A 23,484-nucleotide genomic window follows, 5' to 3' on the forward strand; every position below is an offset into this window, starting at 1 on the left:
CCCATGTGATAAAAGATATTTTAATAATAAAATCAAAGAAATAAAAAAAGCTCCAGCGTTAACTGAAGCTTTTGTGGGCCCACCTGGGCTCGAACCAGGGACTTTCTGATTATGAGTCAGATACTCTAACCAGCTGAGTTATAGGCCCGACATCTATCTTTTAAGAATAGTATGTCTTAAAAAGTCTGCAAATTTAAACTATAATTGCTCTTGTACAAACTATTCTTCAATTTCCTGACATAACTCGACAAGAACACCATTAGTTGTTTTAGGATGTACAAACGCAACCCATTTATTATCAGCGCCTTTCTTAGGTTCTTTATTAAGAATAGTAAAACCTTCTTTTTCTAGTCGCAACAATTCTGCTTTAATATCTTTTACCTTAAAAGCAACATGATGAATTCCTTCTCCTCGTTTCTCAATATATTTTGCAATAGCACTGTCTTCATGGGTCGCTGCGAGCAACTCGATCTTATTCTTTCCAGCTTTAAAAAATGAAGTAATCACGTGTTCGCTATCCACAGCTTCACTTTTATAAGGCTTTCTTCCTAGTAACTTCTCATAGGTTTCATTTGCTAGATCAAGATCCTTAACTGCTATTCCTAAATGCTCAATTTTTCCAAACATGACTCTTTATTTATTTTTCAAAAATATCACAAATCCAATTGCGTACCTTTGTCCCATGGAAGAAAGTAATAGACAGAAAAAAATTAGTGGTATCCTTCAAGAGGATATCTCCTCTGTTATACAGGATTATTTGAGAAAAAACACCGTTAAAAATTTACTCGTATCTGTGACTAAAGTAACGGTAACGCCAGATCTGGGATATGCTAAAGCGTATCTTTCTGTTTTTCCAGCAGATAAGGCTCAGGCTGTCGTAAACGAAATCGTAGAGATAGGACCACAATTAAGACATCAAGTTGCGGCAAAGGTGCGCCATCAATTGCGACGCATGCCCGAACTTCAGTTTTTCAATGATGATTCACTAGAATACATGGATCAAATCGATCGAGAATTAAAAGGACTCAATAACCCTATTGATAATCCAGATATACTGCCGCGTAGAAAAAAATCTTAGTGAACTTTTCTTACTACATCGCTAAGCGATATCTAGTCTCTAAAAATGGTAAAAACGCCATTAATATCATTAATATACTCAGTTTTATTATTACAGTTGTAGGTACAGCAGCGTTATTCATTGTACTTTCTGGGTTCTCTGGGTTGAAAGATTTCAGTACAGAATTTAGTAGTTATTTTGATCCAGACCTCAAAGTAAGTCCTTTAAATGGTAAAGTTTTGGAGGTTCCGCTTTCGCGAAAGCGTGAACTTAACAAGCTCTCAGGCGTAGAAATAATAAGTGCTACTATTGAAGAAAAAGCCTTTTTACACTATGATGGCAAGAATGATATCGCTTACATTAAAGGTGTAGAATCCAGCTATGAACAAATCATCAAAACAGACACGATATTGCTCTATGGCAGCTGGTTAGGAGATAGTGATTTACAAGTAGTCGCTGGTGCCGCAATTGCCGACGAGTTATCACTACAAGTCGATAATTACGGACGTTTTCTTCAAATCATGGTCCCTAAACCTGGTAAAAATGCTATAAACGCAATGAATTATCGAGATTCATTTAGTCAGCTGGATGTGGTGGCAACCGGTGTATTTAGTGTTAATGAAAACCTAGACAGCAAGTTCATTTTCACCACAATTACAGCGGCAAGAAAGTTATTAAATTATAGCGCAGATCAATCGAGTAGCCTAGAATTCAAACTTTCACCTGAAGCAAATGAAGATGAACTGCGTGAAGAAATTCAAGCTTTATTTGACGTTCCAGTAGTTATTAAAAACAGATTACAAATGAATGATGGGCTTTATAAAATGCTTAATTCTGAGAATCTTGCGGTGTATCTTATTTTTACGTTGGTACTTATTATTGCTTTATTCAATGTGATAGGTTCTATCATAATGATGATTCTAGACAAGAAAAGGAATTTAAAAACACTCTTAGATTTAGGTGCAAGTGTAACTTCTCTACGCTCTATATTTTTTGTTCAAGGGACTTTAATGACTCTGGCTGGTGGACTGATTGGGCTTTTTATAGGAATGGCCTTTGTCTATTTACAGATAGAATTCCAGTTGCTTTACATCGCACCAGAGATTCCTTACCCGTTTGCGATGAGATTAGGAAATGTATTTTTAGCCCTGGGAACAATTGCAGTGTTAGGAATTATAGCCAGTTATGTGGCTTCCAGACGTATTAATGAAGAGTTGCTTTCTCAGGCAAAGTTATGATCACCAAATTTTTCTAGTACCTCATCAAAAGCGTCAAAAACACCTTGTGAATCATCACTTGTGACCATTTTCATGCGGTATTCCTTGAAGTTAGGAATTCCTTTAAAGTAATTAGTATAATGACGTCTAGTTTCAAAAACTCCTAAGATTTCACCTTTCCAAGCAATGGACATTTCAAGATGACGTCTAGCTACTTCTACACGTTCTTGCATTGTAGGTTTTGCCATGTGTTCTCCTGTTTCAAAAAAATGTTTCACTTCTCTAAAAAACCAAGGATATCCTATACTTGCACGACCTATCATAGCACCATCAAGTCCATACTCGTCGCGCATTTTCATGGCAAGCTCTGGAGTATTTACATCACCATTTCCAAAAACCGGAATGTGCATGCGTGGATTGTTCTTAACATCGGCAATGGGTTTCCAGTTTGCGTTTCCTTTATACATTTGAGCACGTGTGCGACCGTGAATAGAAATAGCTTTAATACCTACGTCTTGTAAACGCTCTGCAACCTCAACTATTTTTATAGAATCATCATCCCAACCTAGTCGGGTTTTCACTGTAATAGGTAAATCTGTATGTTTTACCATGGCTGCTGTAAGAGATACCATAAGGTCGATATCTTTTAATATCCCAGCTCCAGCTCCACGTGAAACAACTTTTTTTACGGGACAACCGAAGTTGATATCTATAATATCGGGCTTAGTACGTTCCACGATTTCTACAGACTGCAGCATCGAGTCTAGATTTGCTCCAAAGATTTGGATTCCTACAGGACGCTCAGCCTCATAGATGTCTAGTTTCATGGTACTTTTTGCGGCATCACGTATCAATCCTTCACTAGATATGAATTCTGTGTAAACCACGTCTGCTCCATTTTCTTTGCAGAGTGCACGGAAAGGTGGATCACTCACATCTTCCATAGGTGCAAGTAGTAGTGGGAAATCGGGTAATTGTATATCTCCTATTTTAGGCATGCTGCAAAAATAAGGTATAATCTAAATTCCGTACCCTAGAACTTCCATATTTTAAAAACCCTTTGAAGTCTTACCAGTACGTTTTTGATCTTCTGGCTCCTCAGTATCGCGATTTTCTAGCCTGAAGTTTCCAAATTTATAGGTGAATCCTAAACTAAATAATTGAGTTTCGGGTAAGGTTAGTTCTCTATTATCTTGATTTTGGTAACGCGTTACAAAAGGCTGATTTGCCGACAGGAAAATGTCACTATAACTCGCAGTTAGTATGGCTCTATTATTCCATAAACTTTTTGAAAAACCTATTTCACTAGTTAGCATGTTTTCATATCGATAAGTACCAAAAAGAATACTAGAGACATATGATGCATTAATATTCATTTTTAAACTACCGTCTTTAGATATGTCAAAAAGGTTTTGAGAATCCAAATAAAATCCTGTGGTACTCGATTTTTGAAGACTTATAGGAGACTGCAACGCATCAATTTCATTTTCCATATAAAAGGCACTAATGCTTGTATAAGTAAGCCAACTCTCATTTAGCATCTTATAAATAGTTGCATCTACACTATATTGAAATTCATAATTCAGGTTGACTGACTGTTGAACTAGTACATTAGTATCATTATTTTGGAAAGCCACGCTATTAATCATATCACTAGTATGGAGATAATAAGCATCAACAAAAAGCTCATTTTTATAATTCCAGCCCAAGTTGATTTTATTAGTAAAAGCAGGAACTAAACCTGGAGTTCCAGTACTCACGTTATTATCATTAATAAAGTTATTAAACGGATTCAAATCTCCTGAGCCAGGACGATCTATGGATCGCTTGTAACTCAAGCTTAAATCGTTATTATCGTTTAAAGTGTGACCTAATGCTAGGTTAGGGAAAAAACCTAAATAATCTTGTTCATTTACAAGACCTAGTGACTTACTATCGCCTTCTACTTGAGTTTGTTCTAGTCGCAATCCACCAGTAAGAGACCACTTTTCCCAATCTCTTGACACTTGCGTGTAAGCCGCATAAATGCGTTCATCATAATCAAAAACGTCTGATAGCGATGGATCTAAAACAGCTCCCATGTTAGTATCAAAATAATCTTGATTACTCTTATTAGATATGTTTGTATACTTCAATCCCGATGAAAAGGTATAAGAGCCAAAAAGGTCTTCATAATCTACTTTTCCAGTAAAAATGTTAGCCTTTTGGAATCCTGTAGTTCTAAAGCTATTAGTTCCTGTAGTAGTTTGCGTGTTGTCAAAAAAGCGGCTTGAAAAGTCTTGAGTATTGTCGTTATCTGTAAAGATATAGGTTCCTTCTACATTTAAATTCCCACCATTATCATTAAGAACACTGTTCCATGCTAGATTTGCGTGGCCACTAGCATAATCCTGACCTACATCAGAGCTAGTATCAAAACCACTGAATGAAGTGCCACCTTGTGGTAAAATAGATGTCTTTACCTGGCTATCCAGTTCCCTGCCATTATTTAATCCCAAATATCCCATAAAGGATAAGCTGTTTTTTTCATTTAACGTAATATCTATAATACTATTTAAAGCATGTGCATCGCTTCTATTTACTGTGTTTACATCTGTAAACCAGCGCGAATTTCTCGTACCATCACTATTAAAAAAACCTACCTGAGACTCTTGAAGCGTCAAATCCTTACGAGGATTATAGTTGTAGTTTGCATACACATTTAACCAATCGTTTTTATAAAACTGGCTGGTTCCTATTTGATATTTTGCATAGGTGTCAATCTCATAATTTCCTGTTACAGATCCTTTATAACCTAGTGATACGTTTTTACTAGTTATAATATTGATGACCGCACCACCATCAGCATCATATCGCGCCGGTGGATTATAAATAACCTCAACACTCTTTACATTATCACCATTATAACCTCTTAGTAATTGTTGTAATTCTTCATCGCTTAGAAAAACTCGTTTATTATTAATATACACTTGAGCGGTGCTACCTTTAACAGTATAACTTCCATTCATTTCAAAAACTCCTGGTGTAGACTCTAAAATTTGAGAGGCATTTCCTGTACTTAGTGAAGTGTTCTCAACATTAAAAATAATGCGATCTGCTTTGCGTTCGATCGTTGGTTTTTTGGCAGTTACAGTTATTGCATCGAGCTGTGCAGCATCTGTTTCTAACACTAGATTATTGAGAGCAGTATCTTTTTGTAGAGTCAGCTTTCGCGAAAGCGTAACATAACCCACAAACGACGCCTTTAAATCATAATCGCCTGCAGTAACATTTGAGATAGAAAACTCTCCAGACTCGTCTGTGGAAGTCCCGAATTTAAAAGTTCCTTCTTCCACATCAAGAAGTACAACGTTTGCAAATGCGACTGGCGCTCCATCGCTATCTATTATGTTTCCTGTAAGATTAACTTGTGCTAGCGTACTTAAAGAGAAGAATAATGATAAAAATGTAATTAGTTTCATTCAGTAATAATTATGCCTCTAAATTAGGAAAGCTCTCCTAAAAATCGGGCAAGGAATTAGATTATATTTGCAGCAGTATCAACGGACTATGAAGAACATACGCAATTTTTGTATCATCGCACACATCGACCATGGGAAAAGCACGCTGGCAGACAGACTGTTAGACGCAACTCACACGGTTACTAAACGTGAATCTCAAGCACAATTACTAGACAGCATGGATCTAGAACGTGAGCGCGGAATAACGATAAAATCCCATGCGATTCAAATGGATTACACAGCTCCAGATGGTGAGCAATACATATTAAACTTAATTGACACACCAGGACACGTAGACTTCTCTTATGAAGTATCACGCTCGATCGCGGCTTGTGAAGGTGCTCTTTTAATAGTAGATGCTGCACAAAGTATTCAAGCACAAACCATTTCAAATCTTTACCTAGCTCTGGAGAATGATCTTGAGATTATTCCTGTATTGAACAAAGTGGATTTACCTAGTGCAAATCCAGAAGAAGTAACAGATGATATCGTTGATTTACTAGGTTGTGATCCTACCGAGGTGATTCCTGCGAGTGCAAAAACAGGTCTAGGAATTCAAGAAATTCTAGATGCGATTGTAGAACGTGTTCCTGCTCCTAAGGGTAATCCAGACGAGCCGTTGCAGGCACTTGTTTTTGATTCACAGTACAACCAGTTCCGTGGTGTGGAAACAATTTTTAGAGTTATAAACGGTTCTATTAAAAAAGGACAGAAAATAAAATTTGTCGCTACCGGCGAGAGCTATTTTGCAGACGAAGTAGGAACTTTGAAACTCAATCAAGTTCCTAAAAAAGAAATAAAAGCTGGTGATGTAGGTTACCTCATCACAGGAATTAAAGAGGCCAAAGAAGTTAAAGTAGGTGACACGATTACAGATCATGCAAATCCTACGACCAACCCAATCGGTGGATTTGAAGATGTAAAGCCTATGGTATTTGCGGGTATTTATCCTGTGGATACTGAAGATTATGAGGATTTACGCTCCAGTATGGAGAAACTCCAGTTGAATGATGCGTCTCTAGTATTTCAAGCAGAAAGTAGTGCGGCATTAGGTTTTGGTTTCCGTTGTGGATTCTTAGGAATGTTGCACCTAGAAATCATTCAAGAACGTCTAGAACGTGAGTTTGACATGACCGTAATTACCACGGTACCTAACGTATCTTATCATGCATATACTAATAAGAATCCAGATGAGATACTTATCGTAAATAATCCAAGTGATCTTCCAGAACCTTCTAGCTTGAATAGAGTTGAAGAGCCCTATATAAAAGCAACCATCATTACAAAATCTGATTTTGTAGGTAATGTAATGTCTTTGTGTATTGAAAAGCGTGGAATAGTCACTAATCAAACATATCTAACGACTGAGCGTGTTGAAATGACCTTTGACATGCCACTGGCAGAGATTGTTTTTGACTTCTACGATCGTTTAAAAACGGTTTCAAAAGGTTATGCTTCATTTGACTACGCACCTATAGGAATGCGCGAGTCTAAACTGGTACGTGTGGATATTTTATTAAACGCACAAACAGTAGATGCATTAAGCGCCTTAATTCACTTTGATAATGCTTACACCATAGGTAAAAAGATGGTTGAAAAGCTACGCGAATTAATCCCAAGACAGCAGTTTGATATTCCAGTTCAAGCAGCGATAGGTGCAAAAATCATTGCTCGTGAAACGATTAAAGCATTACGTAAAGATGTTACTGCAAAATGTTATGGTGGTGATATCTCCCGTAAACGTAAGCTACTTGAAAAGCAAAAGAAAGGTAAGAAACGCATGCGTCAGGTAGGTAACGTAGAGATTCCTCAACAAGCATTTATGGCGGTATTGAAATTGAATGATTAATTGATTATTCAAAAACCGCATTTCGAGAGCACTTCGGCAAGCTCAGCGACCACCTCAATGCTCGCTTTATCGCATATGCGAGGTCTGAGGCTTTCGAAGACTGGATATAGAAAATGCAATACTCACATTAAACGCGTGAGCGAGGTCTTAGGTACAGGAAGACCGCATTTAAAATAAAACGCAATATTCAAATTGAGTTAAGTAAAATCATGACGATTCTCAAAAACCGCATTTCGAGAACCTCAATGCTCGCTTAAAGTTTCTGGAAGCCGTATAAAAAACTATTATTACATTCAACGTGATTTTAAAAACTTTTAAAAATGGCGTTTAAAGTTGGCTTTACTTATCTTTTAGAATGTAGCGACGGTTCTTATTATACTGGTAGTACCGTAGATATTGAATTAAGGGTAGCTCAACATCAAGAAGGAAATGGAGCAAACCACACCAAAAAAAGACTACCTATAAAATTGCTCTATTTTGAGCAGTATCATCGAATAGATTTAGCCTTTTACAGGGAAAAACAAATTCAAGGCTGGAGCAGAAGAAAAAAAGAAGCTTTGATTGAAGGGAAATTTAATGATCTACCTGAACTAGCTAAAGCATATCGTGATATTGAAGATTATAAAAAGATACGGTGATATTTATGCCGCATTTCGAGAGCACTTCGACAAGCTCAGTGACCACCTCAATGCTCGCTACATCGATAATGCGAAGTCTGAGGTTCTCGAAGACTGGATATAGATTAAAACCATACTGGTATTAAACACGTGAGCGAGGTCTTAGGTACTGGAAGACCGCATTAATATACTATAGAAGCGCATTTCGAGAGCACTTCGACAAGCTCAGTGACCACCTCAATGCTCGCTAAATCGATAATGCGAAGTCTGAGGTTCTCGAAGACTGGATTAATTGTTACTCCATCACAACCTCACCACTTGCTTGTACTACTATCTTTTTACCTAGATAAACCAGCTGGCTGTCTTCTTCTACTTCCATATCTAGTGATGTAGATGGAATGATGTCTATGTCATCCTTTTTTCTAATGAATAATGGGATAATATTCTCGTCAGTCTTTGTGATCTCGATCAATCCTTCATAATGTTCTTGAGATTTAATAGCGATTTCATGAATCTCTCCATAATAACGTGCTACTTCCATCATGTTTACATAATCATCTGTAGATGAGAAAAGTCCATGAGTAGGGTTTTGATCAGGATTGCTGACTTCAGTAGAGTGAACTAAACGATAAGCTCCATTTTCACCAAATCTCGCTGCAAAACGTTCAATCGCATAATCGTTAATTTGTGAATTACCTGTAAGTGCCATTAAGAATCCTATGTTATTGAACTCAATATCATCGGTTATAGCATCACTATAAATATCGGCAGCTACGGCGTCTAGACCTTTTTCTTTTGCGATACGTATGTTATTAGTATTTGTATCTACCAGAACGACACTGCGTCCATGTTTCTTTAAGTAGGTAGCGATAAGCCTTGAGAATTTAGAAGCTCCTACAATCATGATTCCGTCAGACTGTTTTAAGAACACACCTACTATTTTTGCAAACAATCTTGCCGTAGTTGCATTTAATAAAACCGTTCCTAGCACGATCATAAATACCAGCGGTGTAATATACTCAGCTCCTTCGATTCCTTGAGCTACTAACTTGGAACCAAATAGTGAAGCAATTCCTGCCGCAACTATACCACGCGGTCCTACCCATGAGATAAATAATTTCTCATTCAGTTTTAAACCACTATTTGTAGAACTTGCAAATACACCTAGCGGACGAATAATAAAAGCAACTATGGCAAATAATACAGCGGTTTCCCATCTATATATAAGGTATAGATCTTCCATATTAATATTTGCTGCAAGTAATATGAATAATATAGAAATCAGTAGAACACTCAACGATTCTTTGAAATATAATAATTCCTTAAGGTTAGGTAAATTGATGTTTCCTAGCACCATACCCATAACTACTACAGCGAGTAATCCTGATTCATGAGCAAAACTATCACTTAATACAAACACTCCTAATACTGCAGCAAGAGTAAATACATTCAATAGATAATGCGGAATTAATTTTTTCTTTATTGAAAAGGCAAGAGCGTGAGCAAAGGAGAATCCAAACGTAAATCCAAAAAGGACAATTTTACCAAATTCTTCAAGTGCTACTAAAGTAAATTCTCCACCAGCGTTTGCACTAATGAATTCAAATACTAAAACGGCAAATAATGCTCCGATAGGATCAATAAGAATCCCTTCCCATTTCAAAATAGAACTCACGTCTTTCTTAAGCGGTATATTCCTTAAAATAGGTGTAATCACAGTAGGTCCAGTGACAATAATTAAAGCCGAAAATAATAGTGATATTTCCCAGCTCAAATCAAATATGTAATGTGCAGCCACACCAGCTCCAGCAAATGTGATAATCACTGCCACTGATATGAGCTTCCCTATCACGGGTCCTGTATTTAAAATTTCTTCCCTTTTAAGAGTCAATCCACCTTCAAATAGGATAATACTTATAGCAAGTGAAACAAAATAAAACAGACTATCTCCAGGAAATAAGCCTTTCTCACCATTCCACATGGGTTCGATTAATTTTGCAGCATCTTCTGTGTAAAGTGTGGCAAGAGGTCCTACTAGGAGACCTATGATAATTAAAGGTAAAATGGCAGGGATTTTAAATCGCCACGCCATCCATTGCGCAAGTATTCCCAGTATTATAATTCCAGCTAGTTCCAGCATCTTAATATATTTTGGTGGAAAATTACGACTTTTCTTTAACGATGTTGTTGTTTACGCTTTCGCGAAAGCGTAATTCTACATGTATTTAACTATATCCTTAATTTTCAATAATTTAAAAGGCTGCCTCAAACAAATTGAGACAGCCTTACCTTAAATTAATACTCCTTGATAGATATTTATCTTTTTATAAATCGCTTAGCAGCTATGCTGCCTAAATTGTTCTCAATGGTAATAATGTAAATTCCACTATTAAGATTAGAAACATCCAGTTTTTGCGCCGTACTAGTTAAAACTTGTTGTCCTTGCATATTAAAAACGGTTACACTTTTAATTTCTTCATCCATCTTAATATTTAGAATACTTGAAGTAGGATTAGGATAAATAGAGAAATCAATTTCTTTATCTCTAGATTCAATTCCTAATGTAGAGTCAAATTCATAAGCACCTCTATCAACCGTTACATTTAAGATACGTTGATTGCCTAACAAATCTGTAGTTATTCCTGCTGGAACTAGACTATTATCTCCAGAGTCAATAGCAGTAGAGCCCGTAGTTAAATTAAAACTGGTATTCAAATTAGGATTAATTGCGCTCGTTGCTGTGGTACCAGTAATTAAAGAAAGACCATCTTCATCAGTATTATTTTTTACAATTCTAGTCGCATTAGTGCTCCCAAATCTTGTTGAGTTCCCAGACCTACCTACTGCTTTTGCTAGTACTGCTCCATTTTGCGTATTATCCCAAAAGATATTATTTGCTACGGTTATATTTCCCCAGAGACCATTATTTCTTGATATATCTACAACTGGATAATCTGTACTTGTTGTTGATGTTCCATTATTTGTATTATTCACAAAAGTATTATTTACAACCTGAGCGTTAAGTACAACATTGGTGAAAAAGGCTCTTAAACGCATTGCTGCTGCTCCAGAACCTGTTCTGCTTTTTGAAGGATCGTCTTCAGTCTTGTTAGCATTAAATAATGAGTTGGTTATTGAAATATTCATAGTCCCTGTAGAACCTGAACGATGATAATCAATTCCTGCTGCTGCGTTTGCTAAATTGTTTTCAATAATACAAGCGTCTATGACCATGTTTGAATCAGACGACGTGGTTGTTAATGCTAATCCAGCTCCAGTAAATGCTGAATTGTTCTTAACAACACTATTCTTAATAGTAAAACTAGATAAGTTAGTTGCTTTAAAAACTCCACCTCCAAAACGGTCATCACCACTTGTTGCATCTGCATTTCCATCTTGAACAGTCAACCCATCAAGGTAAACGTTCTCAGTTAAAACTTCTACAACGTGATAGCTGTTATCATCTCGAGTTGTATTTCCAAAAGATAATGTCGTATTATCATCACCTAATAAATCACCGCTTAAAATAGATTCGTTTGTCGTGTGAATTAAGCTCATATCTCTATCAGACAATGTTACTTCAGTACCTGCAAAGCCACCATATAAATTAGTATTTACTAAAAAACTCGCGTTTCTATCAGTAAGATGAGGTTTATAAGTTCCTTTTGCAACCCATACTTGATCAGATAAATCAGCAATACTTAACGCGTCTTGTAGACTCACATAAGCATCTGCCCAACTAGTTCCATCATTATTTCCAATAGCAGTTGCATCCACAAAGATTATATCAGGAACTGGAACATGATTGTAAATATCCAGTACTTCTGCTGCCGTTATGGCTCTATCAAAAATCTCAACATCATCAATGTTTCCAAAATAATTAACCGGAGAAATTCTAAAAGTAGCGGTAGAAGTTAAAAAATCTATTACGTTATTTGAATCTATATTTGAAAGCGATGCGTTTAAGGAACCATCAATATAAACACTATTTTCATAGCCACTAGCGGTTGGCTCAATTGTAAAAGCAATATGATGCCATAAGCCATCATAAATTGATACAGCTACATTTGATACTTTATCATGAGGATTATTTTTAAATCTAGAAATTAATCTATTTCCAGATGCGGTTCTCATAGAAAATCCATCACCAGAAGCATCAAAAACGTCAAATATGCGTTGATCACCACTAGTAGGTGCTGATCCAGCAACCCAAAAACTGATGCTCATCTCATTATTTGTTCCTGTAAATTGATAGCCGTTTCTTAAAATTGCATTTGCCCTAATAGCAGCATCTGTTGCACCGAATCGGTCTACTCTCAATAAATTTGAAGGAACCGCTCCGCCAGATAAATTTCCGTTTCCAGGATCTGCGATATTTGTTAAATCACCATTTGTAAATGTGTAATGAGCGATTTGATCTGTTGGGATTTGAGCTAGTGTAAAACTACCCCAAAGTAGAATAATTAAAAGTAATTTAGTTTTCATAATAAATTGTTTAATGTGTTAGTACACAACAAATTTGCTACGAAAAACTGGTGTAAATGCTAATGCGTTTCTGAAATAGGGTTTTGGGTTTTTAAGTCCACTAGATGTTTTGTACAATGGTTAAAAACTCCTCTTTTTTGTCGTTTGAAATTGACACTTCTTTATCGTTTTCCATTACAATATAGCCTCCATCTCTCTTAATATACTCTTTTATGTAGGTGAGATTGATGAGATATGATCTATGTGGGCGATAGAACGTTTTTATATTATGAAGTATATCAACAAAAAATCGCAGCGGTTTACTAACTAATATAGTCTTATTATCTATCGTAGAAACGTTTGTATACATACCATCTGCTTTTAATAAAATGATGTCGTTAAAGTTTACAAACTTGATTCCTTCACTGTAAGGCAGTCCTATTTTTTTAAAGTTAGATTCCTGTAAGCTAGACCTTAACTCTGTAAGGCGTTTATTAATTTGAGAATTTCCTAGAAAAGCAATGGCTTTATCTACTGCTTCTTTAACCTGACTAGGTCTTACTGGTTTTAATAAATAATCAATAGCTGAGAGTTGAAACGCTTGAATCGCATATTCACTATAAGCTGTAGTAAAAATGATTTCAAAATTATGAACTTCTTTTTCTATAAAATTTAGAATCTCTAGACCAGAGTGCTCCGGCATTTCAATATCTAAAAATACTATACTTGGCTGCTCTTGTTTTATAAGCTCCACACCAGATAGTAAATCACTGGCTTCTAATATTTTAGTGATTTTTGGACAATTTTCCTCAATCAAGACCTCTAGAACTTGTCTTGCTTTTTTTTCGTCGTCTATGATTAAAGCCTTCATGTTATTGTTTTTGAATTGGAATTTTTAAAATGACTTTTGTTCCTATAGCGTTACCATTATCATTTAAGTCAATTATCTCTACTCCTATTTTCTTTTCCTTACCATAATTTAATAAGTCTAAACGCTCTGTAGTTGCTTTTAAAGCAAATGATTTATGTTGCGTCTCGCGTTTTGCATTAATTTCTTTTGATTTTGCTCTTCCTATACCATTATCCTCAACAGTGCATTCCACTATTTTATCTGAAACTTTAGAAATCGTGATACTCAATTTTCTTTTATCTTTTTTATGCAATAATCCATGCTTTAATGCATTTTCAACATAAGGTTGAATAAGCATGGTTGGAATATTTATGGCATCAGAATTTGCGTTTTCTGACACATGAAAAGAATAATCTAACTGTTCCTCAAAGCGCAATTTTTCTAACTCTAGATATAAGTTTAAGTTATATACTTCATCTGGAATTGAAATAAATCCTGTATCACTAAAGTGAAGATAATTACGGATCAAGTCGGCAAACTTCCCTAAATAATCGCTTGCTAAATTTTTCTGATTTAATACAATGTAATCTTGAATAGAATTAAGTGCATTAAATATAAAATGTGGATTCATTTGTGCTTTTAAAGCTTTTAATTCTGAATCTCTGTACTGCTTTTCTATTGCCAATCTTTTTTGCGTTTCTTTAAGTTCTATGGCAATTAATTCAGCTTTCTTTTTGGCTTTCAACCTGCTGTAATAAACAAGTGAAACCAATAACAATAAACCAACTATCACTAAAGCACCGATAAACAAATCTCTGTTCTTTTGACTTTCTAAACGTGCAATATCTGTTTCTCTCTGGGCAAGTTCTTTTTCACTGATTGCTTTTTCAGTTTCGTATTTAACCTCATAGTCTGCAATTGCGTTTTGCTTCTCAATACCTAAGACAGAATCTCTAAGGACCATATACTTTTTTTGATACTCTAATGAACTTTCAAATTCTCCTTTATTTTCATATAAAGTAGATAACATACTATAATTATGTTGAAGAGACTTTAAATTATCGCCGTTTTCTAAAAGGGTTTTGGATTTTAAAAGATAATTTTCGGCTAGTGCATACTTCTTCCACATGGTAGCATTGTTGCCTAGATTATTATAAGCCACCTGGATACCATTATTACTATTTAATTCAGTAAAGATATTTAAGCTTTTTAAGTAATAATCGTTTGCTTTTTGATAGTTTTCCTTCTTTTCATATATCGATCCTATATTTATATAAAGGTTAGCTAGACTCCTTGGTCTTGTTTCAATTTTCTCTGCAATTTCAGCATACTCTAGTGCTTTATCTAACTGATTTACTCTTTGCTTAGTTGCTGAAAGATTTATGCATACACTTCTTATTAAAGCTTTATTGCTTTGAGCTAGTGAATCGTTATAAATTGCCTCAAATTGGCGATCTGCAGATTCCCATTCTAACATTTCTTGATATACACCACCTAAATTAAAGGTAGTTACTAAGGCTTGCATTTTACCTTTTTTCCCTTGGCTTTCAAAAAATGAAATAGTCTCTTTAAAGGTTTGTATTGCTTTAGGATAATCAGCTTTTGCTTTATAAACATTTGCTAAAGAGCTTTTTGAAATAAAAACAGATATACTATCATTTGTTGAAGCAAATTTATCAATGGCATTATTATAGCTAATAATTGCCGAATCTAAAGCGCCTTTTTTACGATAATAAATACCTAGTTCTCGAGTGAAAATCGCTTCTTGTCTAGCACTTTTTACTTTAGTTGCATGCATTAACCCTTTGTTAATGATATAGAAATGCACTTTTGAATCCTTTTTTCTATACTGAGTTGCACTTTTGTTAAAATTTACAAACAATAAACTGTCATTTTCTATTGAAGAAAAAAATGTTTCAAGGCTATCTATTTCTTTTTCTTGAGAATGACTCCATTGAATGGAAGCAAAAAAAATAAGTATGAATAAGCTAAGTCTCATATGCATTTTAAAATAATTAAAACAAATATCATCTAATCACAAATGCACTTTTTATCAAACTGCTAAATGGTGGTTTTGAACTTCTAAGTTAATGAAAACTATGGAGTTTCTATGGTGACTGTATTCAACTCTTGAATAATGGGCCTACTGATTATATTTTTATTACATTGAGCCTTTAAATCATTAATGTTGTTTTATCTCGCTTTCGCGAAAGCGTAATTAAGCAATAAATTAACGATATCTATAAAATCTAAATAGCCCTATTGAATTCCCAACCCTTTAAAAACATAGCCATAGGAGTAGCATTCTCGCCTACTCTCGAGGCAAACGTGAGTGAAGCAGCTCGATTAACTTGTAGAATGGGAGCAAAATTATCGCTCATTCATGTAGGTAAAGAAAATCAAGAAAAAAAGCAACAGATTGATGATTACATAAAAAATTGTGGTGAAACACAATTATCCTACGAGCTGATTTTTATGGAAGGTGATCCAGTAGCCGTTATTCTGGAAATCGTACGTAAAAGAGATATAGACCTCTTATTATTAGGTGCCTTAAAGCAAGAAAATTTTGTCAATTTTTACCTTGGTTCTATCGCTCGTAAATTAACAAGGTTTGCAAACTGCTCTGTACTCATGATGACTAATCCTAGCATCATTAAAAAACCTTGTAAACACTTGGTTGTTAACGGATTAAAGGACAAGCATACCGAGCGCACCATAGCGACTGCATTTCATGTGGCTTATAATTTAGGAAGTAATCAACTCACGATTGTGGAGGAAATTGAACAGGATAAGATTTCCATTAAAATTGATGACGATCAGAGTTTGCGTAAAGCAAACTTGCTTAAAGAAAAACTTAAAAGACAAGAAGAAACCCGTGTGAGGGAAATTTTAAGTCATATTCCCGAGGAACAAAAAACAAACATTCATATAGATACTCAACCCATTTTTGGCCAGCGAGGTTACTCCATAGGTCACTATGCACAAATTGTACGTGCCGATTTACTCGTTATGAACGCTCCTAAAAAATCTACTTTTCTAGATCGTTTTTTTCCGCATGATCTGGAGCACATTTTAAATGAATTACCTACTGATGTACTAATAGTAAGATAATGCAGAAAAAAACAGACATCAAAGGGTTTTTCAAATCACTGCCCAAAAATATATTTAGTGGTTTTGTAGTAAGTCTTATTGCTTTACCTCTAGGTCTAGGTCTTGCAATGGCAAGTGAAGCACCACCTATAGCTGGTGTGATTGCAGCGGTTATAGGCGGGATTTTAGTATCCATTTTAGGCGGTAGTCATGTGACTATTTCTGGTCCTGGAAATGGACTGGTAGGAGTGATTCTAGTTGCCGTTGCAGCGCTAGGAATTAATGGAACTTATGCGGCAATTATATGCTCTGGTGCATTAATTATGATATTAGGTTTCTTGAGAATGGGGAAACTAGCAGATTTCTTTCCATCCAGTGCTATTCAAGGTATGCTAGCTGCGATAGGTCTTATCATTCTAGGAAAGCAATTCCATATTATGATGGGAAATGAGATAAAATTAGATGGTAGCATTGATTATTTAATCACTATACCTTCTACTATTATAGGTGCTTTTTCTTATGAAAACTCAGGACTTACATATGCTGCGGTTGCTGGAGTTCTCGCTCTAGCGATTATGGTTTTTTATCCTAGAATAAGGAATAAGTACTTTCATCTGGTTCCTGCGCCCATGTGGATTGTATTGATTTCAATAGGTGTGAGCTATTTCTATGAGTTGGTTTTAAAACAACCTCATCCTGTAGATCCTGCCTACATGATTTCTGGAATTCCTACTGGAGCTCAAATCATTTCAGATATTCCTACGCCTGATTTTGGACTGTTGGGAACTTTTAAATTTTGGGGAAGTGTACTAGCAATAACTTTAATCGCAAGTATAGAATCTTTATTAAGCATTAAAGCGGTGGATCAATTAGATCCCGAAAAACGCAGATCAAACGTAAATCGCGATTTAAAAGCACTAGGTCTTGCTACTATAGGAAGTGGATTTTTAGGTGGACTAAATGTAGTCACGGTGATTGCACGTAGTTCTGTAAACGTAAATAATGGTGGTACTAATCGATCTTCAAATTTTGCTCACGCCACGTTTTTGGTAATTTTCATTTTGCTTTTCAGCACTCAATTGACGCGTATTCCTTTACCAGCACTTATGGCTATTCTAGTTTATACAGGTTATAAGCTGGCAGCTCCTGGAAAAGTGGCAAAGATTTTTAAAATAGGTAAAGAGCAACTTATCATTTTCTTGACCACATTGTTAGTAACTCTATTCGTAGGATTGATTTCAGGAATTCTAGCTGGAGTTGTAATGACGTTTATCATTCATGTGATTCTAAATAAAAACTTAGAGTTATTTGTTAAGAACTGGCGCAAACCTAATGTGTTGATGTTTAAAGAAAGGAAAGGAAATCAGCATTATTATATTCATGTAAAGCATTTTTGTACTTTTTTAAACTTCTATAAGCTCAAAGAAAAATTAAACGCTATTCCAGAAACTGAAGATGTGGTGGTGGATTTATCACTTTGCGATTTTGTGGATCATACAGTAATGGAAAACTTGAGCGTTTATCAAGAGGTTTTTCATAAAAGAGGTGGACACCTTGAATTAATAGGTCTAGACTTGCATGGAACAGAATCTGAGCATCCATTTGCAATGCATAGGTTAATTCCAGGAATTCCTTATTTAACAGACAGTCTTACCAAAAGACAATCGACACTTCAAGAAATATCAAGAGACTATCACCTCAACTATGAAGCAGACGTAAAAGAAGATACTGAGGTGCTGGATGATTTTAGATATTTCAGAACTAAGAGAATTGAAAAAATCTATAATCGATTGTTCAATGAAGATGATTCTTTCTCAGTATTTGATATTCATTATTCTGAAGGTGAATTTATTGCCAAAGAAGATGTGCGTACCACAATGCTCCACATAAAATTAGATCACAGCATTCCAGAATTTACACTCGATAGAGAAGGTTTTCTAGAACGTGTCTATGCTATCGCAGGTTATGATGATATTCCTATAGATAATCATTCTGATTTTTCTAAGCGTTTCTATCTCTTAGGAGATGAATCTCAAATGGTTCAAGACTACTTTAATGATGATCTAGTCATCTTCTTTGAAAGTAACTCCTATTATCATGTAGAATCTGACGGGACATCATTGCTTGTATTTAGATCACAACGTACGGCAGGTGTTAAGGAAATCAAGAAATTGATTGATTTTGGTAACAGGCTGAGAAAAATCGTACTTAAAACTCCTGTTTTAGAGCCTGCAATTCTTTAATAATTCTTAAAGCTATTCCAGTAATCTAGCGGATTTTGTATTTTGCATCGACTATGATAATACATCCTATAGAAGCTGGAGATTTTAAGCTTGACGGTGGCGCCATGTTTGGTGTCGTACCTAAGTCTTTGTGGCAACGCACTAATCCAGCAGACTCTAATAACATGATCGACATGGCAGCGCGCTGTTTACTTGTTGAAAATGGTGACCGATTGACACTCATTGATACCGGAATGGGAAATAAGCAGTCGGAGAAATTCTTCGGCTATTACTACATGGATCACGTTCATAATCTGGATAGCTCGCTTAAAAAAGCTGGTTTCTCTCGTGATGATATTACTGATGTGTTTTTAACGCACTTGCACTTTGACCATTGTGGTGGCGTGATTGAAAAGAAGGAAAAAGACTTTTATGAACCTGCTTTCGCGAAAGCGAAATTCTGGACCAACTCTGAGCACTGGAAATGGGCTGTAGAACCTAACGCAAGAGAGAAAGCGTCTTTTCTAACAGAAAACATCAAGCCAATTCAAGAAAGTGGTCAGTTAAATTTCATCTCACAAAACGGTTCTTTTGAAACCAAAAATGAGATGGATTTTGATATTCTATTTGTAGATGGTCATACCGAGAAGATGATGATTCCACATATTACTATAGGAGATAAGACCTTTGTTTACATGGCAGACCTATTACCTACCGCAGGTCACATTCCTATTCCTTATGTAATGGGATATGATACAAGACCTTTATTAACACTCGACGAAAAAGCAAAATTTCTAAATGAGGCTGCCACTAAAGGCTATTACCTCATCCTAGAACACGATCCTAATAATGAAATAATTACAGTGAAACACACAGAAAAAGGTGTGCGTCTCGATAAATCCCTTACTTTTAACGACTTATTTAATTAAAAACTATGAATTACTCTTTTATTAAAAACACAATGTTAACCGTAGCAGCTGCAGGAATGCTAGCTAGTTGTGGTAGTGGATTCAATATTGTATCTCCACCTATTGAAAACATAGACTCAACGCCTATTAAAACAACAGAATTAACAGATGTTGAGGCAAAAAACTGGAAAGATCTAGATTTACAAACAGACACAATTCCTGGAATGAGTGTCAATAAAGCTTATACTGAAATTATTAAAGGTCGTATGGGAACTACTACTGTAGTTGCTGTAATAGACTCTGGAATTGATATTGAGCATGAAGATCTTGATGGTGTCATCTGGACTAATCCAGGTGAAATCGCAGGAAACGGAATCGATGACGATAAGAATGGATACATCGATGATGTACATGGATGGAATTTCATGGGTAATATTGTTGCAGAGAATCTAGAATATGAGCGTATTATAAGAGATAAAGCTATGTTACCAGCAGCTATCGTTGCCAAAGCTCAAAAAGAATATGACGGTGAACTTGCTCAAGCTTCTCAAGCTAAACAACGTTATGAGGAATTACTGCAACAAATTGTAAGTGCAGATAAAGTAATAACTGCTCATTTAGGAAAGTCAGACTACACTGCAGAAGAAGTAGCAGCTATAAAATCTGAAGATGAAGCAATTGTTAAAGCAAAATCTGATTTAAACTTTTTCTATGTAAGAGGTTTACCTAGTACTAAAGATGCTAAGGAGACCATAACTGGTCTTATCACAGACGCTGCAGATCTATTAAACGGCGCTAAACTTAAAACAAACTACCGTGAAGACGCTATGCCTGGAAACAGTCCTTATTCATATGTTGTAGGTGAAGTTTGGGGTGACAATCAATACAGTGGTCCAGATCCAGAAAAAGCCGATGCTTTTCACGGAACGCACGTTGCTGGTATTATCGCTGCAGAGCGTGATAACGGTCTAGGTGTAAATGGAGTTGCAAATAATGTAAAAATCATGGTACTAAGAGCGGTATCTATGGGTGATGAGTATGATAAAGACATCGCAGCTGCTATAAGATATGCGGCAGATAATGGTGCAAAAGTAATTAATGGTAGTTTCGGTAAATACCACTCTTCAAACCCAGAGTTTGTATGGGATGCTATTAAATATGCAGAAAGTAAAGATGTGCTTTTTGTGAACGCTGCTGGAAATGAAGGTATAGATACAGATTTTACTCAAGTATATCCACAAGATCAAGAACTTGCAGGTTCTGAGATTTCTGATAATTTCCTTACAGTAGGTGCACTTGCTCCATCTTACGGTTCAGACATGATTGCAAATTTCTCAAACTATGGTAAGGCGACGGTTGACGTTTTTGGTCCTGGAGTACAGATTTATTCTACTGGCCCATTAAATGAATATCGCAATGCAAGTGGAACATCTATGGCTTCTCCTGCAGTAGCTGGTGTTGCGGCTGTGATCCGTTCACAGTTCCCTAAATTATCTGCTAGTCAGGTAAAACATATCATTATGGATAGTGGTTTAACTACTGCTGCACGTGTGAATGTAGGTGGTAGTGAAGAAACTAAACCATTCCAAGACATTACTGTTTCAGGAAAAATGGCAAATCTTTATAACGCCTTGATTATGGCGTCTAAGATGTAAGTTCTCATTTAATGTATTATTGAAAAGCCTGTCCAGTTCACGACAGGCTTTTTTTGTACGCTTTCGCGAAAGCGTAATTCAAAAATTCTATCAAATTGTAAAACGTCCCGAAAGCGGTATATTTATCCTCTAATTTCTCAACAAGAATTATCAATGAAAAAAATCATTTTACTTCTCACCACAGCAGTTATTCTAGCAAGTTGTGGCTCTTCTAAAGATGCAGTGGCACAACAAAGCTCTAGCCCCAATGGATACTGGCAGCAAGCAGTGGACTATAAAATGGACGTAGATATGGATGTGGACCGTTATCAATACACGGGAAAACAGACCTTAGTTTACACAAACAATTCTCCAGAAACACTGGATAGAGTCTATTATCATTTGTTTTTTAATGCTTTTCAACCAGGAAGTGAAATGGATGTGCGTTCTCGCACCATCGCAGATCCAGATCGTCGCGTAGGTTCACGTATCGCAGCACTAGAACCTAATGAGGTAGGTTACTTACATGTTTCTAATATGACTCAAGATGGTAAATCCATCCAGCCTCAAGAAGAAGGAACTGTTCTCGTAGTAAAACTTGCTAAAGCACTACAACCAGGACAATCGACTACATTAAAATTAGACTTTGCAGGACAAGTACCTGTTCAAATACGTAGAAGTGGTCGTAATAATAAAGAAGGCGTAGCACTTTCTATGACTCAGTGGTTCCCTAAAATGGCCGAGTTTGACGCTACAGGATGGAACACAAGTCCATATATAGGACGTGAATTTCATGGAGTTTGGGGAAATTTTGATGTGAAATTGACACTTGATAAAGATTATACCGTAGGTGGAACTGGATATTTAAAAAACCCTAAAGACATAGGTCATGGTTATGATAAAGCAAATTCTGGTCCTGCAAAAGGTAAGAACGGTAAACTGACTTGGCATTTTAACGCACCTATGGTTCATGATTTTGCATGGGCTGCAGATCCAGACTACGTTCATGATATTTATAACGGTGCAAATGGAGTAAAACTTCATTTCTTATATAAAGATAACGCGGCGATAAAAGAAAATTGGAAAAATTTACAACCTAAGACTAACGAGATGTTGAAGTATTTCAACGAGCACATAGGTGATTATCCATATAAGCAATACAGCGTTATTCAAGGTGGCGATGGTGGAATGGAATATGCCATGTGTACTTTAATCACGGGTGAACGTAGTTATGGAAGCTTAATGGGCGTGACTGCGCATGAATTTGCACACTCATGGTTCAACCACGTTCTTGCTACAAATGAAATTAAACATGAATGGATGGATGAAGGTTTCACCACTTTTATCTCAAATAAAGCAATGGCATTTATCAACGGTGAAGATCTAGCTACAGCAAATAGCGGCTCTTACAGAGGATATCTAGGACTTGCAAATTCTGGTAAAGAACAACCACAAACTACCCATGCAGATCGTTATGAATATAATGGTGCATATGGTGCAAGCGCTTATAATAAAGGAGCTACGTTCCTAGCGCAATTGGGTTACATTATAGGTGATGAAAAACGTGATGAAGTAGTTAAAGAATATTACAACACATGGAAATTCAAGCATCCAGAACCTAACGATTTCAAGCGTGTTGCTGAGCGTGTGAGTGGTTTTGACCTGGAATGGTATTTACGTGACTGGACCATGACTACAAACGTGATCGACTATGCGGTTGAAAACATGAATAGTTTGGATGGTAAAACGATGGTTTCGCTTACGCGAAAAGGTCTCATGCCAATGCCTCTAGATATCAAAGTAACCATGAATGATGGAACTGAAAAGTGGTTCTATATTCCTCTAGAAGAAATGCGTGGCGAGAAAGCAGTACCAAATAATTGGACTGTTTTGAGCGATTGGGCTTGGGCTTATCCTACCTACGATTTAGAATTAGAAGGTATCAACATAAGGTCCATAAGATCAGTAGAAATAGATCCATTAAACAACATGGCCGATGTGGATAAAGAAAATAACACTTGGCAACTGGAAGAGTAATTTTCAGTAGGCAAGTTCACTTCAAACAAGTTTGAAATG

General features: G+C 36.0%; 16 protein-coding genes and 1 tRNA gene. 9 read left to right on the top strand and 8 right to left on the bottom strand.

Annotated features, from left to right (window positions below; genetic code table 11):
- Positions 1 to 74: 74 nt before the first annotated feature.
- Together ACSHWW_RS00005 and mce are read right to left on the bottom strand one after the other, a co-directional pair.
- Positions 75 to 148 (bottom strand) — tRNA-Ile (locus ACSHWW_RS00005).
- Positions 149 to 219: 71 nt separating this feature from the next.
- Positions 220 to 627 (bottom strand): methylmalonyl-CoA epimerase, encoded by a 408-nt coding sequence (gene mce, locus ACSHWW_RS00010; protein ID WP_435680345.1) that lies wholly within the window; start codon positions 625 to 627, stop codon positions 220 to 222.
- Between the two features lie 55 nt (positions 628 to 682).
- Here mce and rbfA point away from each other — a divergent pair, with 55 nt between their 5' ends.
- Both rbfA and ACSHWW_RS00020 read left to right on the top strand, forming a co-directional pair.
- The gene (gene rbfA, locus ACSHWW_RS00015; protein WP_435680346.1) at positions 683 to 1,078 is read left to right on the top strand and encodes a 30S ribosome-binding factor RbfA; all 396 of its coding nucleotides are present in this window, start codon (positions 683 to 685) and stop codon (positions 1,076 to 1,078) included.
- Entirely contained in the window at positions 1,078 to 2,295 is a 1,218-nt protein-coding gene (locus ACSHWW_RS00020) for an ABC transporter permease (RefSeq protein ID WP_435680347.1), read from the top strand. Before rbfA ends, ACSHWW_RS00020 begins: the two co-directional genes overlap by 1 nt.
- Here ACSHWW_RS00020 and dusB read toward each other — a convergent pair.
- Both dusB and ACSHWW_RS00030 read right to left on the bottom strand, forming a co-directional pair.
- Positions 2,280 to 3,272: a tRNA dihydrouridine synthase DusB gene (dusB, locus tag ACSHWW_RS00025; protein ID WP_435680348.1), complete on the bottom strand. Its 993-nt coding sequence runs from the start codon at positions 3,270 to 3,272 to the stop codon at positions 2,280 to 2,282. The two genes, ACSHWW_RS00020 and dusB, sit on opposite strands and share 16 nt — an antisense overlap.
- Positions 3,273 to 3,323: 51 nt before the next feature.
- A complete protein-coding gene (locus ACSHWW_RS00030; RefSeq protein WP_435680349.1) occupies positions 3,324 to 5,735 on the bottom strand; it encodes a TonB-dependent receptor domain-containing protein in 2,412 nt (803 codons plus the stop codon).
- A gap of 88 nt (positions 5,736 to 5,823) precedes the next feature.
- Here ACSHWW_RS00030 and lepA point away from each other — a divergent pair, with 88 nt between their 5' ends.
- Positions 5,824 to 7,623, top strand: coding sequence for a translation elongation factor 4 (gene lepA, locus ACSHWW_RS00035; RefSeq protein WP_435680350.1), 1,800 nt, complete (start codon positions 5,824 to 5,826; stop codon positions 7,621 to 7,623).
- Between the two features lie 320 nt (positions 7,624 to 7,943).
- On the top strand, positions 7,944 to 8,261 hold the full coding sequence (locus tag ACSHWW_RS00040) for a GIY-YIG nuclease family protein (RefSeq protein ID WP_435680351.1): 318 nt from the start codon (positions 7,944 to 7,946) through the stop codon (positions 8,259 to 8,261).
- Positions 8,262 to 8,535: 274 nt separating this feature from the next.
- On the opposite strand, the gene ACSHWW_RS00045 is transcribed toward ACSHWW_RS00040, so the two are convergent.
- The 4 genes from ACSHWW_RS00045 to ACSHWW_RS00060 form a co-directional block, all read right to left on the bottom strand.
- Positions 8,536 to 10,380, bottom strand: a complete 1,845-nt coding sequence (locus tag ACSHWW_RS00045) for a cation:proton antiporter (RefSeq protein ID WP_435680352.1) — start codon at positions 10,378 to 10,380, stop codon at positions 8,536 to 8,538.
- Between the two features lie 176 nt (positions 10,381 to 10,556).
- Positions 10,557 to 12,725, bottom strand: a complete 2,169-nt coding sequence (locus ACSHWW_RS00050) for a LamG-like jellyroll fold domain-containing protein (protein ID WP_435680353.1) — start codon at positions 12,723 to 12,725, stop codon at positions 10,557 to 10,559.
- Positions 12,726 to 12,825: 100 nt separating this feature from the next.
- Positions 12,826 to 13,575, bottom strand: coding sequence for a LytR/AlgR family response regulator transcription factor (locus tag ACSHWW_RS00055; RefSeq protein WP_435680354.1), 750 nt, complete (start codon positions 13,573 to 13,575; stop codon positions 12,826 to 12,828).
- Position 13,576: 1 nt separating this feature from the next.
- Positions 13,577 to 15,553 carry a tetratricopeptide repeat-containing sensor histidine kinase gene (locus ACSHWW_RS00060; RefSeq protein ID WP_435680355.1) on the bottom strand — a complete coding sequence of 659 codons (1,977 nt, stop codon included), beginning with the start codon at positions 15,551 to 15,553 and terminating at the stop codon, positions 13,577 to 13,579.
- Between the two features lie 263 nt (positions 15,554 to 15,816).
- Here ACSHWW_RS00060 and ACSHWW_RS00065 point away from each other — a divergent pair, with 263 nt between their 5' ends.
- The 5 genes from ACSHWW_RS00065 (at position 15,817) to ACSHWW_RS00085 (ending at position 23,445) form a co-directional block, all read left to right on the top strand.
- Positions 15,817 to 16,665, top strand: a complete 849-nt coding sequence (locus ACSHWW_RS00065; RefSeq protein ID WP_435680356.1) for a universal stress protein — start codon at positions 15,817 to 15,819, stop codon at positions 16,663 to 16,665.
- On the top strand, positions 16,665 to 18,887 hold the full coding sequence (locus tag ACSHWW_RS00070; protein ID WP_435680357.1) for a SulP family inorganic anion transporter: 2,223 nt from the start codon (positions 16,665 to 16,667) through the stop codon (positions 18,885 to 18,887). Before ACSHWW_RS00065 ends, ACSHWW_RS00070 begins: the two co-directional genes overlap by 1 nt.
- 53 nt (positions 18,888 to 18,940) lie before the next feature.
- Positions 18,941 to 19,795, top strand: a complete 855-nt coding sequence (locus ACSHWW_RS00075; protein ID WP_435680358.1) for an MBL fold metallo-hydrolase — start codon at positions 18,941 to 18,943, stop codon at positions 19,793 to 19,795.
- Between the two features lie 5 nt (positions 19,796 to 19,800).
- Complete coding sequence (locus tag ACSHWW_RS00080; protein WP_435680359.1) at positions 19,801 to 21,429, top strand: S8 family serine peptidase; 1,629 nt, start codon at positions 19,801 to 19,803, stop codon at positions 21,427 to 21,429.
- Positions 21,430 to 21,582: 153 nt separating this feature from the next.
- Positions 21,583 to 23,445: a M1 family metallopeptidase gene (locus tag ACSHWW_RS00085; protein WP_435680360.1), complete on the top strand. Its 1,863-nt coding sequence runs from the start codon at positions 21,583 to 21,585 to the stop codon at positions 23,443 to 23,445.
- Positions 23,446 to 23,484 lie beyond the last annotated feature (39 nt).

This window comes from Nonlabens sp. (assembly GCF_051251825.1).
GTDB lineage: Bacteria > Bacteroidota > Bacteroidia > Flavobacteriales > Flavobacteriaceae > Nonlabens.

What these genes read in the sequence shown, in the direction of transcription:
- mce (WP_435680345.1), bottom strand. Translation starts at nt 627, where the DNA reads ATGTTTGGAAAAATTGAGCATTTAGGAATAGCAGTTAAGGATCTTGAT.
- rbfA (WP_435680346.1), top strand. Translation starts at nt 683, where the DNA reads ATGGAAGAAAGTAATAGACAGAAAAAAATTAGTGGTATCCTTCAAGAG.
- dusB (WP_435680348.1), bottom strand. Translation starts at nt 3,272, where the DNA reads ATGCCTAAAATAGGAGATATACAATTACCCGATTTCCCACTACTACTT.
- ACSHWW_RS00030 (WP_435680349.1), bottom strand. Translation starts at nt 5,735, where the DNA reads ATGAAACTAATTACATTTTTATCATTATTCTTCTCTTTAAGTACGCTA.
- lepA (WP_435680350.1), top strand. Translation starts at nt 5,824, where the DNA reads ATGAAGAACATACGCAATTTTTGTATCATCGCACACATCGACCATGGG.
- ACSHWW_RS00040 (WP_435680351.1), top strand. Translation starts at nt 7,944, where the DNA reads ATGGCGTTTAAAGTTGGCTTTACTTATCTTTTAGAATGTAGCGACGGT.
- ACSHWW_RS00045 (WP_435680352.1), bottom strand. Translation starts at nt 10,380, where the DNA reads ATGCTGGAACTAGCTGGAATTATAATACTGGGAATACTTGCGCAATGG.
- ACSHWW_RS00050 (WP_435680353.1), bottom strand. Translation starts at nt 12,725, where the DNA reads ATGAAAACTAAATTACTTTTAATTATTCTACTTTGGGGTAGTTTTACA.
- ACSHWW_RS00055 (WP_435680354.1), bottom strand. Translation starts at nt 13,575, where the DNA reads ATGAAGGCTTTAATCATAGACGACGAAAAAAAAGCAAGACAAGTTCTA.
- ACSHWW_RS00060 (WP_435680355.1), bottom strand. Translation starts at nt 15,553, where the DNA reads ATGAGACTTAGCTTATTCATACTTATTTTTTTTGCTTCCATTCAATGG.
- ACSHWW_RS00070 (WP_435680357.1), top strand. Translation starts at nt 16,665, where the DNA reads ATGCAGAAAAAAACAGACATCAAAGGGTTTTTCAAATCACTGCCCAAA.
- ACSHWW_RS00075 (WP_435680358.1), top strand. Translation starts at nt 18,941, where the DNA reads ATGATAATACATCCTATAGAAGCTGGAGATTTTAAGCTTGACGGTGGC.
- ACSHWW_RS00080 (WP_435680359.1), top strand. Translation starts at nt 19,801, where the DNA reads ATGAATTACTCTTTTATTAAAAACACAATGTTAACCGTAGCAGCTGCA.
- ACSHWW_RS00085 (WP_435680360.1), top strand. Translation starts at nt 21,583, where the DNA reads ATGAAAAAAATCATTTTACTTCTCACCACAGCAGTTATTCTAGCAAGT.